The 14,145-nt window shown below is 62.0% G+C and carries 12 protein-coding genes; 5 read left to right on the plus strand and 7 right to left on the minus strand.

Features of this window, described 5'->3' with window-relative positions:
• Positions 1–139: 139 nt before the first annotated feature.
• Positions 140–1,522, plus strand: coding sequence for a multicopper oxidase family protein (locus ACIPZ8_RS08050; protein ID WP_400721273.1), 1,383 nt, complete (start codon positions 140–142; stop codon positions 1,520–1,522).
• Positions 1,522–2,004 (plus strand): tRNA adenosine(34) deaminase TadA, encoded by a 483-nt coding sequence (tadA, locus tag ACIPZ8_RS08055; protein ID WP_400721276.1) that lies wholly within the window; start codon positions 1,522–1,524, stop codon positions 2,002–2,004. The genes ACIPZ8_RS08050 and tadA overlap by 1 nt, the downstream gene beginning before the upstream one ends.
• Positions 2,005–2,055: 51 nt before the next feature.
• Here tadA and ACIPZ8_RS08060 read toward each other — a convergent pair whose 3' ends face one another.
• Together ACIPZ8_RS08060 and mltF are read right to left on the minus strand one after the other, a co-directional pair.
• Positions 2,056–2,523: a hypothetical protein gene (locus ACIPZ8_RS08060; RefSeq protein ID WP_400721279.1), complete on the minus strand. Its 468-nt coding sequence runs from the start codon at positions 2,521–2,523 to the stop codon at positions 2,056–2,058.
• Between the two features lie 175 nt (positions 2,524–2,698).
• On the minus strand, positions 2,699–4,156 hold the full coding sequence (gene mltF / locus ACIPZ8_RS08065; protein ID WP_400721282.1) for a membrane-bound lytic murein transglycosylase MltF: 1,458 nt from the start codon (positions 4,154–4,156) through the stop codon (positions 2,699–2,701).
• Between the two features lie 329 nt (positions 4,157–4,485).
• On the opposite strand from mltF, the gene purL reads away from it, so the two are divergent.
• Both purL and ACIPZ8_RS08075 read left to right on the plus strand, forming a co-directional pair.
• The gene (gene purL / locus ACIPZ8_RS08070; RefSeq protein WP_400721285.1) at positions 4,486–8,385 is read left to right on the plus strand and encodes a phosphoribosylformylglycinamidine synthase; all 3,900 of its coding nucleotides are present in this window, start codon (positions 4,486–4,488) and stop codon (positions 8,383–8,385) included.
• 3 nt (positions 8,386–8,388) lie between these two features.
• The gene (locus ACIPZ8_RS08075; protein WP_400721288.1) at positions 8,389–8,700 is read left to right on the plus strand and encodes an NGG1p interacting factor NIF3; all 312 of its coding nucleotides are present in this window, start codon (positions 8,389–8,391) and stop codon (positions 8,698–8,700) included.
• 4 nt (positions 8,701–8,704) lie between these two features.
• Here the strand turns inward: ACIPZ8_RS08075 and ACIPZ8_RS08080 are convergent, their stop codons facing one another.
• From ACIPZ8_RS08080 to tatA, 4 genes are all read right to left on the minus strand, one after another.
• A complete protein-coding gene (locus tag ACIPZ8_RS08080; RefSeq protein ID WP_400721291.1) occupies positions 8,705–10,717 on the minus strand; it encodes an HET-C-related protein in 2,013 nt (670 codons plus the stop codon).
• A gap of 69 nt (positions 10,718–10,786) precedes the next feature.
• Entirely contained in the window at positions 10,787–11,566 is a 780-nt protein-coding gene (tatC, locus tag ACIPZ8_RS08085; RefSeq protein WP_400721294.1) for a twin-arginine translocase subunit TatC, read from the minus strand.
• Positions 11,563–11,853: a Sec-independent protein translocase protein TatB gene (tatB, locus tag ACIPZ8_RS08090; RefSeq protein ID WP_400721297.1), complete on the minus strand. Its 291-nt coding sequence runs from the start codon at positions 11,851–11,853 to the stop codon at positions 11,563–11,565. The genes tatC and tatB overlap by 4 nt, the downstream gene beginning before the upstream one ends.
• Positions 11,853–12,086 carry a twin-arginine translocase TatA/TatE family subunit gene (gene tatA / locus ACIPZ8_RS08095; protein ID WP_400721300.1) on the minus strand — a complete coding sequence of 78 codons (234 nt, stop codon included), beginning with the start codon at positions 12,084–12,086 and terminating at the stop codon, positions 11,853–11,855. The genes tatB and tatA overlap by 1 nt, the downstream gene beginning before the upstream one ends.
• 146 nt (positions 12,087–12,232) lie before the next feature.
• Here tatA and gspK point away from each other — a divergent pair, with 146 nt between their 5' ends.
• Positions 12,233–13,195, plus strand: a complete 963-nt coding sequence (gspK, locus tag ACIPZ8_RS08100; protein WP_400721302.1) for a type II secretion system minor pseudopilin GspK — start codon at positions 12,233–12,235, stop codon at positions 13,193–13,195.
• On the opposite strand, the gene ACIPZ8_RS08105 is transcribed toward gspK, so the two are convergent.
• Positions 13,192–14,040, minus strand: coding sequence for an RHS repeat-associated core domain-containing protein (locus tag ACIPZ8_RS08105; protein WP_400721305.1), 849 nt, complete (start codon positions 14,038–14,040; stop codon positions 13,192–13,194). The two genes, gspK and ACIPZ8_RS08105, sit on opposite strands and share 4 nt — an antisense overlap.
• Positions 14,041–14,145: the final 105 nt, after the last annotated feature.

Consider the following 14,145-nt stretch of genomic DNA (forward strand, 5'->3'; position numbering starts at 1 on the left):
AGGCCATAAATATTGCTGTGAAACCCGGCGTCCAGCACACTTCACTTAATATTTCTCAATTGCAGGTGTATCGTATTCGCCCTTCATCGCCAGCCACTGCTGGCAGCTTGATTGCGCAGAATATGAGGTACCCGCAGCGATGTCCTTCACCCGTCGACAAATGCTCAAGGGCCTGACCGGCCTGGTTGTAGTTGGCCTGGGCGCCGGTGGCGCGGCACGTTACTGGCTGGGCAAGGTCGAGGACGACAATGCCGGGCATGACTACGAGCTGATCGCCGCGCCGCTGGACGTCGAGCTGGTACCGGGCTTCAAGACCGAAGCCTGGGCCTTCGGCCCGTCGGCACCGGGTACCGAGCTGCGGGTGCGTCAGGGCACCTGGTTGCGGGTGCGCTTCATCAACCACCTGCCGGTGGAAACCACCATCCACTGGCATGGTATCCGCCTGCCGCTGGAAATGGACGGCGTGCCCTACGTTTCGCAGCTGCCGGTAAAGCCGGGCGAATACTTCGACTACAAGTTCCGTGTGCCGGATGCCGGCAGCTACTGGTACCACCCCCATGTCAGCAGCTCCGAAGAGCTTGGCCGTGGCCTGGTCGGCCCGCTGATTGTCGAGGAGCGCGAGCCCACCGGGTTCAACCACGAGCGCACCCTGAGCCTGAAGAACTGGCACGTCGACGAGCAGGGCGCCTGGCTGCCCTTCAGCATCCCCCGCGAGGCCGCGCGCAACGGCACCGCCGGGCGGCTGATTACCATCAATGGGCAGGCCGACTCGGTCACCGAGTTGCCGGCCGGGCAGGTGGTGCGCGTGCGCCTGCTCAACCTGGACAACACCTGGACCTACCGCCTCAACCTCAAGGGCAACTGCGAGGCGAAAATCTATGCCCTCGACGGTAACCCGGTGACCCCGCGTCCGCTGGATGACGAATACTGGCTCGGCCCGGGCATGCGCATCTGCCTGGCCATCCGCATTCCCCAGGCGGGCGAGGAAATTTCCCTGCGCGACGGTTTCGTGCGCCTGGGCACCTTGCGCTCGGTGGCCAGCAACGAAGCACCGGGCGAGTGGCCCAAGGCCCTGCCGGCGAACCCGATTGCCGAGCCGGACCTGGAGAATGCCGAGAAGCTGAACTTCAATTTCGAATGGGCGGCGACTGTCTCGGTCACCGGCGATCCGGACAAACCGTCGAGCATGTGGCAGATCAACGGCCAGGCCTGGGACATCACCGACAAGACCTGCGCCGACCGGCCGATCGCCACGCTGAAAAAGGGCAAGAGCTACATCTTCGAGCTGAAGAACATGACCCAGTACCAGCACCCGGTGCACCTGCACGGCATGAGTTTCAAGGTGATCGGCTCCAATCGCCGGCAAATCCCCGAACCTTATTTCACCGATACCTACCTGCTGGGCAAGAACGAGCGTGCCCAGGTTGCACTGGTGGCGGATAACCCGGGCACCTGGATGTTCCACTGCCACGTCATCGACCACATGGAAACCGGCCTGATGGCCGCGATCGCGGTGGTCTGATGCGGCCGCAGATCATCGATCGCAGCCGCGATCAGGAATTCATGCGCCTGGCCCTGGCCCTGGCCGCCGAGGGCGCGGCCATGGGCGAGGTGCCGGTGGGCGCCTTACTGGTGCAGCATGGGCAGGTGATCGGCCAGGGCTTCAACCGGCCAATCGTCGACAGCGACCCCAGCGCCCACGCCGAAATGGTGGCCATTCGCGCGGCGGCCAAGGCTGCCAGCAACTACAGGCTGCCAGGCAGCACCCTCTACGTGACATTGGAGCCGTGCAGCATGTGTGCGGGGCTGATCGTGCATTCGCGCGTGGCCAGGGTGGTGTTCGGTGCGCTGGAGCCCAAGGCGGGGATCGTGCAGAGCCAGGGGCAGTTCTTCGGGCAGGGCTTTCTCAACCATCGGGTGATGGTGGAGGGCGGGGTGCTGGCGGAAGAGTGTGGGCAGATCCTGAGCGACTTCTTCAAGGCCCGCCGGGCAAAAAATCCATGAAGTTTGCCACTCCCTGCTCTTGCCTGATGACGGAGCAGGGAGTGCTCGCGCTTAACTGGCAGGTTGCGTATCTACGCAAGAAAGTTTCCCTGCAATGTTACCGTGGTCGTATTGGTTCTTCTGCATTTTAAGGCCTGGGAGAACATCATCACCGGTTCTTTTAAATCTCAAACTCTCAATTGAAATCCAGTCGGTGACCAGTGGCGCATCACTGGTCACCTCCAGGTGGAAGAGCCAGTCATCGAGCGGACAGTCCTTGGCACCTTTAGGGTTATCTGCACCCAGCACGATTACCGAACCCTTGACTGCCTGCTCCAGCTTGAAGTCGTAAACTTCATCATTCTTGCAAGGGTAGTTACCCATGTAGGCCGCGTCACGCTCCTGAATGTCCAGCGTCGCGCAGGCATACATTTCGTTCTTCTTCTTAAGCTGCACTTGGCCATTGGTACTTTGCGATACTTCGGCATGGGCCAGGTTGCTGATCAGTAGCGCGCACAGTAAACAGGTCAATTTGCTCATGTTCATCCCCATGATTGAATGCACAAGTGTGCTGACGTGTTTTAAACAAATATCAGTCGTGGCGTAACTGGCAATTATGCCAGTAGCGATACTTGTGATTTCTTGCTCGGCGTGATGGAGTCGGCTGCAATCATGTCATTCGTGTGTTCAGGCGAGGGCAAGCTGCAATCGGTTATTACATCGGCGGCGACTGATCCGCCGGCTTGTCCTTGTTCACCCCGGGCACATGCAGGTTGCCCTCGGCCACTTGGCCTTCGAGCTGCGGCTGGGTCACCCAGGTGAGGATGTCGTAGTAACGGCGGATGTTTGCCACGAAGTGCACGGGCTCGCCGCCGCGGGCATAGCCGTACTTGGTCTGCCGATACCACTGCTTCTGCGCCAGGCGCGGCAGCATCTTCTTCACGTCCAGCCACTTGTTCGGGTTGAGCTTTTCGCGCTTGGCCAGGGTGCGGGCGTCTTCCAGGTGGCCGGTGCCGACGTTGTAGGCGGCCAGGGCGAACCAGGTGCGGTCCGGCTCCTGGATGCTGTCGTCGAGCTCTTCCTTGATCTTCATGAAGTACTTGGCACCGCCCTGGATGCTCTGCTTCGGGTCCAGGCGATTGGACACGCCCATGGCTTGGGCGGTGCGCTGGGTCAGCATCATCAGGCCCCGCACGCCGGTCTTGGAGGTGACTTCCGGCTGCCACATCGATTCCTGGTAGCCGATGGCTGCCAGCAGGCGCCAGTCGACCTGTTCGACCTTGGCGTAGCTCTTGAAGTGCTTCTCGTACTTGGGCAGGCGCTGTTGCAGGTGCTGAGCGAAGGTGTAGGCGCCGACGTAGCCAAGGACGTCGACATGGCCGTAGTAACGGTCCTTCAGGCGCTGCAGGGTGCCGTTCTTCTGTGCCTTGTCGAGGAATGCGTTGATCTCGTTGAGCAGGCTGTTGTCATCACCGGCCGCCACCGCCCAGCGTTGGTCGCGGGTGTCGCCCAGGTCGAAGGCGACCCGCACGTTGGGGAAGTACACTTGGTTCATGGCCAGTTCATTGGAGTCGACCAGGGTCAGGTCGATCTGCCCTTCGTCGACCATGCGCAGCAGGTCGACCACTTCGACCGCGTCGGATTCCTCGTATTCAAGGCCCGGATACTGCTTTTTCAGTTCGGCCAGCTGGTCGGCGTGGCTGCTGCCCTTGAGCACCATGATCTTCTTGCCAACCAGGCCCTTGGCATCGGTGGGGCGCGGACGGCCGTTGCGGTAGATGACCTGCGGGGTCACTTCCAGGTAAGGGTGCGAGTACCTGACCTGGGCCTTGCGCCGGTCACTGCTGACCAGCCCGGCCGCTGCCAGCACCGGGCCGGAAGGCTTGCCGAGCGAGTCGTACAGTTCGTCGAGGTTGTCGGCGGTCTCGATCTGCAGCTTGACGCCGAGATCCTCGGCGAAATGCTGGACCAGCTCGTACTCGAAGCCGGTTTCGCCGTTGCGGTCCTGGAAGTAGGTGGCCGGGCTGTTGCGGGTGATCACGCGCAGCACGCCGTCCTCCTTCACGCGCTCGAGGGTGCTGGGTTTTTCAACGCAGGCACCAAGCAGCAGAAAGAGTCCGGTTGCGATTAGCCATCTGGCGCAACGTTGGCGCAAAGCAGTGTGGGCGAACATAGGTTGCAGTATACGCAAAGGACTGGCCTAGCCATATCTCGACAACAGATAGCTTGTCTGGTAGCAGGGTTGTGTGGTGGGGCGGGTGGATTGCATCAAGGCCACCAGGTGCCCGCCTCGACACATTCAGCGCCTGTGAGATCGAGCGCCGCCCGCGCGGCGCTCGATCTCACAGGCGCTGAATGACTAAAGGCGAACCCTCTGAAATCTGACCCCGAAGTCCGGTTCCGCCGCCCGGCAGCCATGGCTTAGAGCGGGTGCCGAAAGCCGTCGAATTAGGCTAGAATGCACGGCCTCTAAGCACACCCCTTCCTGAGGCTGTCCCGACGATGTTGATCCTGCGCGGCGCTCCTGCCCTTTCTGCCTTTCGCCACGGTAAATTACTCGAGCAACTGAGCCAGAAAGTCCCCGCTGTTACTGGTTTGTATGCCGAATTCGCCCACTTCGCCGACGTTGACGGCGAGCTGACCGCCGACCAGCAGCAGGTGCTGGGCCGTCTGCTCAAATACGGCCCGAGCGTGCCGGTGCAGGAGCCGACCGGCCGCCTGTTCCTGGTCGTACCGCGCCTGGGCACCATCTCGCCATGGGCCAGCAAGGCCAGCGATATCGCCCACAACTGCGGCCTGCAGTCGATCCAGCGCCTGGAGCGCGGCATCGCCTACTACGTGGCCGGCAACCTGAGCGACGCCGACGCCGAGCTGATCGCCGCCGAACTGCACGACCGCATGACCCAGCGCGTGCTGGCCAAGCTGGAGCAGGCAGCCGACCTGTTCAGCCACGCCCAGCCCAAGCCGATGACCTCGGTCGACATCCTCGCCGGTGGCCGCGCCGCCTTGGCCCAGGCCAACATCGACCTGGGCCTGGCCTTGGCCGAAGACGAGATCGACTACCTGGTCAACGCCTTCCAGGGGCTCAAGCGCAACCCGAACGACATCGAACTGATGATGTTCGCCCAGGCCAACTCCGAGCACTGCCGCCACAAGATCTTCAACGCCAGTTGGGACATCGACGGCCAGGCTCAGGAAAAGAGCCTGTTCGGCATGATCAAGAACACCTACCAGATGCACAACGAAGGCGTGCTGTCGGCCTACAAGGACAACGCCTCGGTGATCGTCGGCAGCGTTGCCGGGCGCTTCTTCCCGAACCCTGAAACCCGCCAGTACGGCGCGGTGAAGGAGCCGGTGCACATCCTGATGAAGGTCGAGACGCACAACCACCCGACCGCCATCGCCCCGTTCTCCGGCGCCTCCACCGGCTCCGGCGGCGAAATCCGCGACGAAGGCGCGACCGGCCGTGGCGCCAAGCCAAAAGCCGGCCTGACCGGCTTCACCGTGTCCAACCTGCGCATCCCTGGCTTCGAACAGCCATGGGAGCAGGCCTACGGCAAGCCTGAGCGCATTGTCGACGCCCTCGACATCATGATCGAAGGCCCACTGGGTGGCGCCGCGTTCAACAACGAATTCGGCCGTCCGGCCCTGACCGGCTACTTCCGTACCTTCGAGCAGGCCATCGACACCCCGCACGGTGAAGAAGTGCGCGGCTACCACAAGCCGATCATGCTTGCCGGCGGCATGGGCAACATCCGTGAAGACCACGTGCAGAAGGGTGAGATCACTGTCGGCGCCAAGCTGATCGTGCTCGGCGGCCCGGCCATGCTGATCGGCCTGGGCGGCGGCGCCGCTTCGTCGGTGGCCACCGGTGCCAGCTCGGCTGACCTGGACTTCGCCTCGGTGCAGCGCGAAAACCCGGAAATGGAGCGCCGTTGCCAGGAGGTCATCGACCGCTGCTGGCAGCTGGGCGACAAGAACCCGATCGCCTTCATCCACGACGTCGGCGCCGGTGGTATCTCCAACGCCTTCCCGGAGCTGGTCAACGACGGTGGCCGCGGTGGCCGCTTCGAACTGCGCAACGTGCCCAACGACGAGCCGGGCATGGCCCCGCACGAAATCTGGAGCAACGAATCGCAGGAACGCTACGTGCTGGCGGTCAGCGCCGTCGATTTCGAGCGCTTCCAGGCCATCTGCGAACGCGAGCGTTGCCCGTTTGCCGTGGTCGGTGAAGCGACTGAAGAACCGCACCTGACCGTCAGCGACAGCCACTTCGGCAATACCCCGGTGGACATGCCGCTCGACGTGCTGCTGGGCAAGCCGCCGCGGATGCACCGTTCGGTCACCCGCGAAGCCGAGCTGGGCGATGATTTCGACCCGAGCCAGCTGGACCTGGACGCTGCCGTGCAGCGCGTGCTCAGCCACCCGGCCGTGGCCAGCAAGAGCTTCCTGATCACCATCGGCGACCGCACCATCACCGGCCTGGTTGCCCGCGACCAGATGGTCGGCCCGTGGCAGGTTCCGGTGGCCGACTGCGCCGTCACCGCCACCAGCTTCGACGTCTACACCGGCGAAGCCATGGCGATGGGCGAGCGTACCCCGCTGGCGCTGCTGGATGCCCCGGCCTCCGGCCGCATGGCGATTGGCGAGACCATCACCAACCTGGCCGCTGCACGCATCGACAAGCTGTCCGACATCAAACTGTCGGCCAACTGGATGTCCGCCGCCGGCCACCCCGGCGAAGACGCCCGCCTGTACGACACCGTCAAGGCTGTCGGCATGGAGCTGTGCCCGGAGCTGGGCATCACCATTCCGGTCGGCAAAGACTCGATGTCGATGAAGACCAAGTGGAGCGAAGAGGGCGTCGAGAAGAGCGTCACCTCGCCGATGTCGCTGATCATCACCGGCTTCGCCCCGGTCACCGACATTCGCCAGACCCTGACCCCGCAGCTGCGCATGGACAAGGGCGAGACCGACCTGATCCTGATCGACCTGGGCCGTGGCAAGAACCGCATGGGCGCCTCGATCCTGGCCCAGACCTACGGCAAGATCGCTGCCCAGGCACCGGACGTCGACGACGCCGAAGACCTCAAGGCATTCTTTGCCGTGATCCAGGGCCTGAACGCCGACGGCCACCTGCTGGCCTACCACGACCGTTCCGACGGTGGCCTGCTGACCACCGTGCTGGAAATGGCCTTCGCCGGCCACTGCGGCCTCGACCTGCAACTCGACCCGCTGACCGACAGCAAGGCCGACGTCGCCGCCATCCTCTTCAACGAAGAGCTGGGCGCGGTCATCCAGGTTCGCCAGGATGCTACCCCGGACGTGCTGGCACAGTTCAGCGCCGCCGGCCTGGGCGAAGAATGCGTTGCGGTGATCGGCAAGCCGATCAACAACGGCGAAGTCTCCATCAGCCTCAACGGCGAAGTGCTGTTCGACGACGACCGTCGCATGCTGCAGCGCCAGTGGGCCGAAACCAGCTACCAGATCCAGCGCCTGCGCGACAATGCCGACTGCGCCGACCAGGAATTCGACCTGCTGCTCGAGGAAGAAAACCCTGGCCTGTCGGTCAAGCTGGGCTACGACGTCAACGATGACATCGCCGCGCCGTACATCAAGAAGGGCGTGCGCCCGCAAGTGGCGATCCTGCGCGAGCAGGGCGTCAACGGCCAGGTCGAGATGGCTGCCGCCTTCGACCGTGCAGGCTTCGCCGCCATCGACGTGCACATGAGCGACATCCTCGCCGGCCGTGTCGACTTCGAAGCCTTCAAGGGCCTGGTCGCCTGCGGTGGCTTCTCCTACGGTGACGTGCTCGGCGCTGGTGAAGGCTGGGCCAAGTCGGCGCTGTTCAACAGCCGCGCCCGCGATGCCTTCCAGGCCTTCTTCGAGCGTACCGACAGCTTCGCCCTGGGCGTGTGCAACGGTTGCCAGATGATGTCCAACCTGCACGAGCTGATTCCGGGTACCGAGCACTGGCCGCACTTCGTGCGCAACCGCTCGGAGCAGTTCGAGGCGCGTGTGGCCATGGTCGAGGTGCAGAAGTCCAACTCGATCTTCCTGCAGGGCATGGCCGGTTCGCGCATGCCGATCGCCATCGCCCACGGTGAAGGCCATGCCGAGTTCGCCAGCGAAGAGGCACTGCTGGCGGCCGACCTGTCCGGTTGTGTGGCCCTGCGCTACGTCGACAACCACGGCAAGGTCACCGAAGCCTACCCGGCCAACCCGAACGGCTCGCCGCGTGGTATCACCGGCCTGACCAGCCGCGACGGCCGCGTGACCATCATGATGCCGCACCCGGAGCGTATGTTCCGCGCCGTGCAGAACTCCTGGCGCCCTGATGAGTGGCAGGAAGATGCCGCGCTGATGCGTATGTTCCGCAATGCGCGGGTGTGGGTTAACTAAGGCGTGTACAAGTTCGCCTTCTTCGTCCCGGCCAGCCACGTTGAAGTGGTCAAGGCCGCCGTGTTCGCCGCCGGTGGCGGGCGTATCGGCGACTACGACCACTGCGCCTGGCAGACCCTGGGCCAGGGCCAGTTCCGCCCGTTGGGCGGCAGCCAGCCGTTCATCGGGCAGGCTGGCCAGGTCGAGGTGGTCGAGGAGTGGAAGGTGGAACTGGTGGTGGCTGACGACCTGATCGCTCAGGTCGTCGCTGCGCTCAAGCAGAGCCACCCGTACGAGACGCCGGCCTATGAGGTCTGGCGGCTCGAGGCGTTCTGACGGTTCAGCCGAAGGGAAACGCGTTGCTGATGATATCCGAAACGCTATTTGGGGCGTTTCGGAAGCTTTCTCCAAACACCCTCACTCTTTCCTGCTCTTCTCTTTCAAGTTGCGCCTGCAGCTCTGCCAGTTCACCGAGATTGCTGCCCAGGCGGATGTTGCGCCTTGAACGCTCGCGATCCATTGCCTCCCAAGCGGCGACGATGTCGTCATGCCAATCATCATCGTTGGGATGAAGGATGAAGCCCATCGCCACGGAAGCCGGGTCTCGCTCACTGTCGCCTTGCCAGTACTGGTACATCGATCGGCCAACCTCCTGCACCGCATGGGTAGCCAAATAGACTGCCAACTCATGAAATGGGTGGGTGTCGTGGTCTTTCGCCAACTGCGAGTGGGTCGGGTGCAAGCCAGCTATCTCGTTGGGATTGTGGCCTGAAAGCGTCTGAAGCTCGTCAATACCGTCGCCTACCCATCCGAGTATGCCCTGAAGGGTGGTATTGATTGCATTCTGCAACAGCGTCAGGGGAAGCCCGGCTAGCCAACTGGCAGCCTGGTACAAACCAAACAGCGGATCTGCTGCCGCCTCGTCGCGCCATTCAAGATAGGTTTTTAGCCACGTAAGTGGTTTATCACTCTGATGTTCTTCAAGCAGTATCAGCAACACTTGCTCTGCTTCACTGCGATATCCCGGACTCGTGCGTTTGAAGTCTAGGGTTTTCACTTCGAAAAGAATCTTGCTCACAGGCTCGGCAATGCTGGCGATCACGTCCAGGCCGCCGAACATGCCGGTCACTACCGGCAAACCATGCTTGCACTCTGCTCGGGTAATCCAGGGTAATACGTCATGCTGCCTTTTGCGCAGGCACAGTTCGACGAAGTTTGAATGGGCGAAGTAATCCTCCAGTAAATGCAGCGCCTCGCCGAAGTAGCGCCTGCCCTCGATGGTATTGCCCGCTTGCATGGCGTCTATCAGCTTTTCATACATATAGCGTGCAGCGCTGGCAATGTAGGCAGGCATCGAGCGTTGCGGGTCGACCTCCAGCAGTGCGTGGCCGTGGGTTACCAGGGGCTCGAAATCCTCATCGATGGCTTGCGGATCGCTCGCATCGGTGGCCGGATTCAGTGGGTTGTCGATATGCTCGGAGGGGCGATATACCCCTAGCATGTCTGGCTTTACGGTGTAGGCGCTGCGACGTTCCGGCGTATCTTGCAGGTCGTGGAATTCTTTCAGTGCCAGAAGATCGACCAGTTGGGTCAGCGCATGGCGGGACAGAAGGGCCGGAAAGTTCTTGGGTGCGTCCGGATGGCGAACCAGCTTGGGGTCAAGCAGCTGGGAGAAATCCCGTAGCCAGTTGCCAAAATAGATGCTCCTGCGTTCTTCATCGGTGAAACCGATACTGGCCAATCCTTTTTCCAGGGATGCGTGGCCGAAAGAACCGGGTTTGCCCCCACCATCGCCGGCAGAGAACGGTTCTTTCTGGGGAGCAGGCTCAAGGTTCGGTCGGGTCAGGCGTATTTCGTCGCCCGCGAAAGTCGCGAACGCGGTGCCGTCTGCCGTCTTCGACCCACAGAAAAATATCATCGCGGCATAAGCGACCCCGTGACTTGGCCTTTCGGCTGGTTCCAGCGCAGGGGTATCAACGCCCTGCCTTATGATGCTGCTGAGGTATTCACCAAATGCCCTGATCATGGCGGCGTGCAAGTTGACGCTTTCGTAGTCATGGGTTCTTGCCTGCTCGATTGCAGCCTCGGACACCAGGATCGCGTGGGTGGTCTCGTCGAACCGGGCAGCTGCATCGGGCTGCGTTGCAACCTGATGCAGCGGGTTGGCGAGGTTCCCTTCATGCAGATCAGACTGCAGTTTCAGGTAGACCTCAACAGGCACATCTGTGCCAAATGCGGACATGAACAGCGAGATAAACAGGCTTGTTTCGGTGTCCAGGGCAAAGGTACGAAGTTGCTCTAGCGCATGGGTACTTTCCAGAAGCGGGGTGTTGGCGTCGTTTTCAGGAGGCATGGGCGTCGTTCCATTCAGAGGTGAGCGCCCAGCGTGATGGGGGGGCCAACCAGATAGCATCTTGCAGCTTTACCTGCGTAGGAATACCTCCCCTGCTGTGGACGCGGCCGGTGCTACCACAGGCTTGGCAACCAGTTTGCCGGCTAGCAGCCCCACTTCGAACAGCAGCCACATCGGCACCGCCAGCATGGTCTGCGAGAACACATCGGGTGGGGTGAGGATCATCCCAGCCACGAAGCACCCGACGATCACGTATGGCCTGCTGCGCCGTAACGTGGCCACATCGGCCAGCCCCACCCACACCACGATGAAGGTCGCCACCGGGATCTCGAAGGCCAGGCCGAACGCCAAGAACAGCGCCATGATGAAGTCCAGGTACTGGCTGATGTCGGTCATCATGGCCACACCATCCGGTGTCACGCTGGCAAAAAAGCCGAACATCATCGGGAACACCAGGTAGAACGCGAAGGCCATGCCGGCATAGAACAGCACGATGCTCGATACCAGCAACGGCAGGGCGATGCGCCGCTCGCGGCGGTACAAGCCCGGAGCGAGAAAGCCCCAGGCCTGGTGCAGCAACAGCGGCATGGCCACGAACAGCGCACACATCGCCGTCAGCTTGAACGGTGTGAGGAACGGGGAGGTGACGCTGGTGGCAATCATGCTGGCGCCTTCCGGCAGGAAGCGGCGCAGCGGTTCCGAGATCACGGTGTAAAGCTGCTGGGCAAAGGGGAACAGCCCAGCGAACACGGCGGCCAGCAGCAACAGGCAGCGCACCAGGCGCTTGCGCAGGTCGCGCAGGTGGTCGGTCAAGGGCATGGGGGCTGCCGGGTCCTGGGCAATGCTCATGGGGTGCCCTCGCGGGAAACGGTGGTAGGGGCTGCAGTATTGGCCGGTTCCGCGGTGAGGCTGATGCCCTGGCGGATCTCCTGTTCCAGGCGTTGCAGGCGCGCGCTGTCGAGGTTGGGCATATCGAGCTCTCGCTGCATCTGCGCGCGCAAGCCATGCATCGCCCGGCGTGCCTGCCCCAGGCCGCGGCCCAGGGTGCGCGCCGCGACCGGCAGGCGTTCCGGGCCAAGCACCAGCAGCGCGACGATGCCGACCAGCAAGAGTTCGCTGAAGCCAATCTCGAACATCAGGCCTGGCGATCCGCTTGTGGCTGCTGCGTGGCCTGAGTGGCTACGGGTGGCTGTTGCTGCACTTGAGCGGCGCCTGGCGCGTTGACGTCATGGTCGCCGCCCATGGATTTGCGAAAGCCCTGGATCGCTTCGCCGACATCGCTGCCCAGGCCTTTGAGGCGCTTGGTGCCAAACAGCAGAAACACGATCAGCAGTACGATCACCATTTGCCAGATTCCGATGCCACCCATTTCGACCACTCCTGTAAGGTCATGAAAATGAAGGCCAATCCTGCCGGTTGCAGATGACGCCCAGATGACTGCAAGGCCATTGCAACCTGGCTGCAACAACCCGCGTGTTGACTGGCGCCTTTCATCGATTGAAAAGGGGACGCGGGATGGGAAACAGGCGGCAGCAGGGCGCGGCACTGCTGATGGTGATGGTGGTGCTGGCCATGCTCGCCGCAGGCATGGCCTGGCTGGTGGAGGATGGCCGCCGTCAGGTGGATGAGGTGCAGCTGTTGCGCCAGCGGGTACAGGTGCGAGCCATGGAGCAGGCCGGCCTGGCCTATGCCGAACAGGCCCTGCGTGACCCGTCCTGGCGGATCAGCCCGTTGTTCTGGCAAGCCTTGCGCGGGCAACCGCTGAACTACGATTTCGGTGCCGGGCAGGCGCAGTTGCGGGTGCGCGACCAGCACACCTGCTTCAATGTGAATGCGCTGCTGGGGGCCGATGGCGAGCGTGCCGAGCGACAGCTGAAGCACCTGCTGGGTGACGACATGGCCGCCGAGCGCCTGGTCGATGCGCTGGCAGACTGGCTCGACAGTGACAGCGATGCCCGTCTGCAAGGCGCCGAGAGCGCCCAATACCTGCGCCAGCAACCGCCGCGGCTGGCCGCCAACCAGGCGATGCTCGATAGCAGCGAGCTGAATCTGTTGCTCGAACCGGACGCTACCCGCCAACGCCGCTACCCGATGCTGTGCGCCTTGCCGCAGACCACTGGCTGGCGCCTGAATGCCAATGCCTTGGGACTGGAGCACCTGCCGTTGCTCGATGCGCTGTATGAGGGGCGTTATCCGCGCTCGTTGCTCAGCCGCATCATCAGTGGCCGGCCGGCGTCGGGGTATGAAGATGCCTCGGCGTTGCGCCAGGCGCTGGGGGCGGTGGATGACGAGACGTTCGAACGGTTGAGCGAGGGGTTGCTGCTCAACAGTGGGCATTACCTGTTGCAGCTGTCGTTCGAGGAGCAGGGCAGGGTGATGCGCAGTGAGTTTCAGGTGGAGGCGTTGGGGGTGGTGCAATGGCATGCACGGGTGCCGGCGCAGCAGGTGAGAATTCGCAGTCGTGAGCCAAAACTCTAAACGCGTGATGTGCCATTATTTTCTGGGCCTCGACGAAGCAATCTAGCTGCGGCGTAAACCATCGGAACCAGCGTAATGGTTTCCGTGAGGATTCCAGCCAACATACCCACGACGTATCTGGTGCTTATCTGGCTGGCATGGATATTGGCTGGGTACATGATACCGGTAGCTACCTCATACGAAAGCCATAAGCTGAGTCCTGCGTACGCAGGGGCTGCCACTGCAATTTGTGCTTTTTCACGGGTAGTCAGAGGGCGCAATCGGCTTGGTCGTGGCGGCTGCATCTGCTGGTAGTTCAGGCTGGTAGCACCCCAGTGCGGGTTTCCTGAGTTGAAGCTTTGGCTGGAGCTGTCTGTCGTTACCAACTGATTGTAGGGGGTCGTATCGTTGTCCAAATTTCTTGCGAGGACGATGTCGGGTTGATGCGGGCTGTTGAATAACCTCTCTGACAACCAGTTGAACGGCTTTTTCATCCAGGTGGGCACGGATGGCCAGCGTCCGTTCAGGTCGACTCTATTGACCGGATCGCCCAGGCAGTAGCCGTAGCCATTCAGCCCGCCTTTACCAAACGGGGAAAATGCATCCGGCTGAGTAAATCGCATGAGTCCCGGATGATAGGTACGGTATCCATTGCCTAGTGGATAGCTCCCCGTAATCACCTCCAGCCTTTGTCCGGCAAAAGCCAACAGGGTCGTCGCTAAGTCAGTCCGAATGAAGCCATACGGTGAGTAATTTTGCGGGGAGCCACTTCCTTGAATACTCATCACGGTATTCCGTTGATTGGCTTTCAAAGATCTCGCCGATATGCGCATGAGGCTTGTGCTCTGGGCCAGGATTTTTTCCATGGTTTCTCCCTTTGCGTTCACAAATCAACTGTCAATTGTGCCAGTTGACCCAAGCGTTTGTTCCTGGATCTTAAGCAAGAAATGAACACGTTGTGCGGGGTGTGG

The sequence above is a fragment of the Pseudomonas sp. NPDC089422 genome, from assembly GCF_044749405.1.
GTDB lineage: Bacteria > Pseudomonadota > Gammaproteobacteria > Pseudomonadales > Pseudomonadaceae > Aquipseudomonas.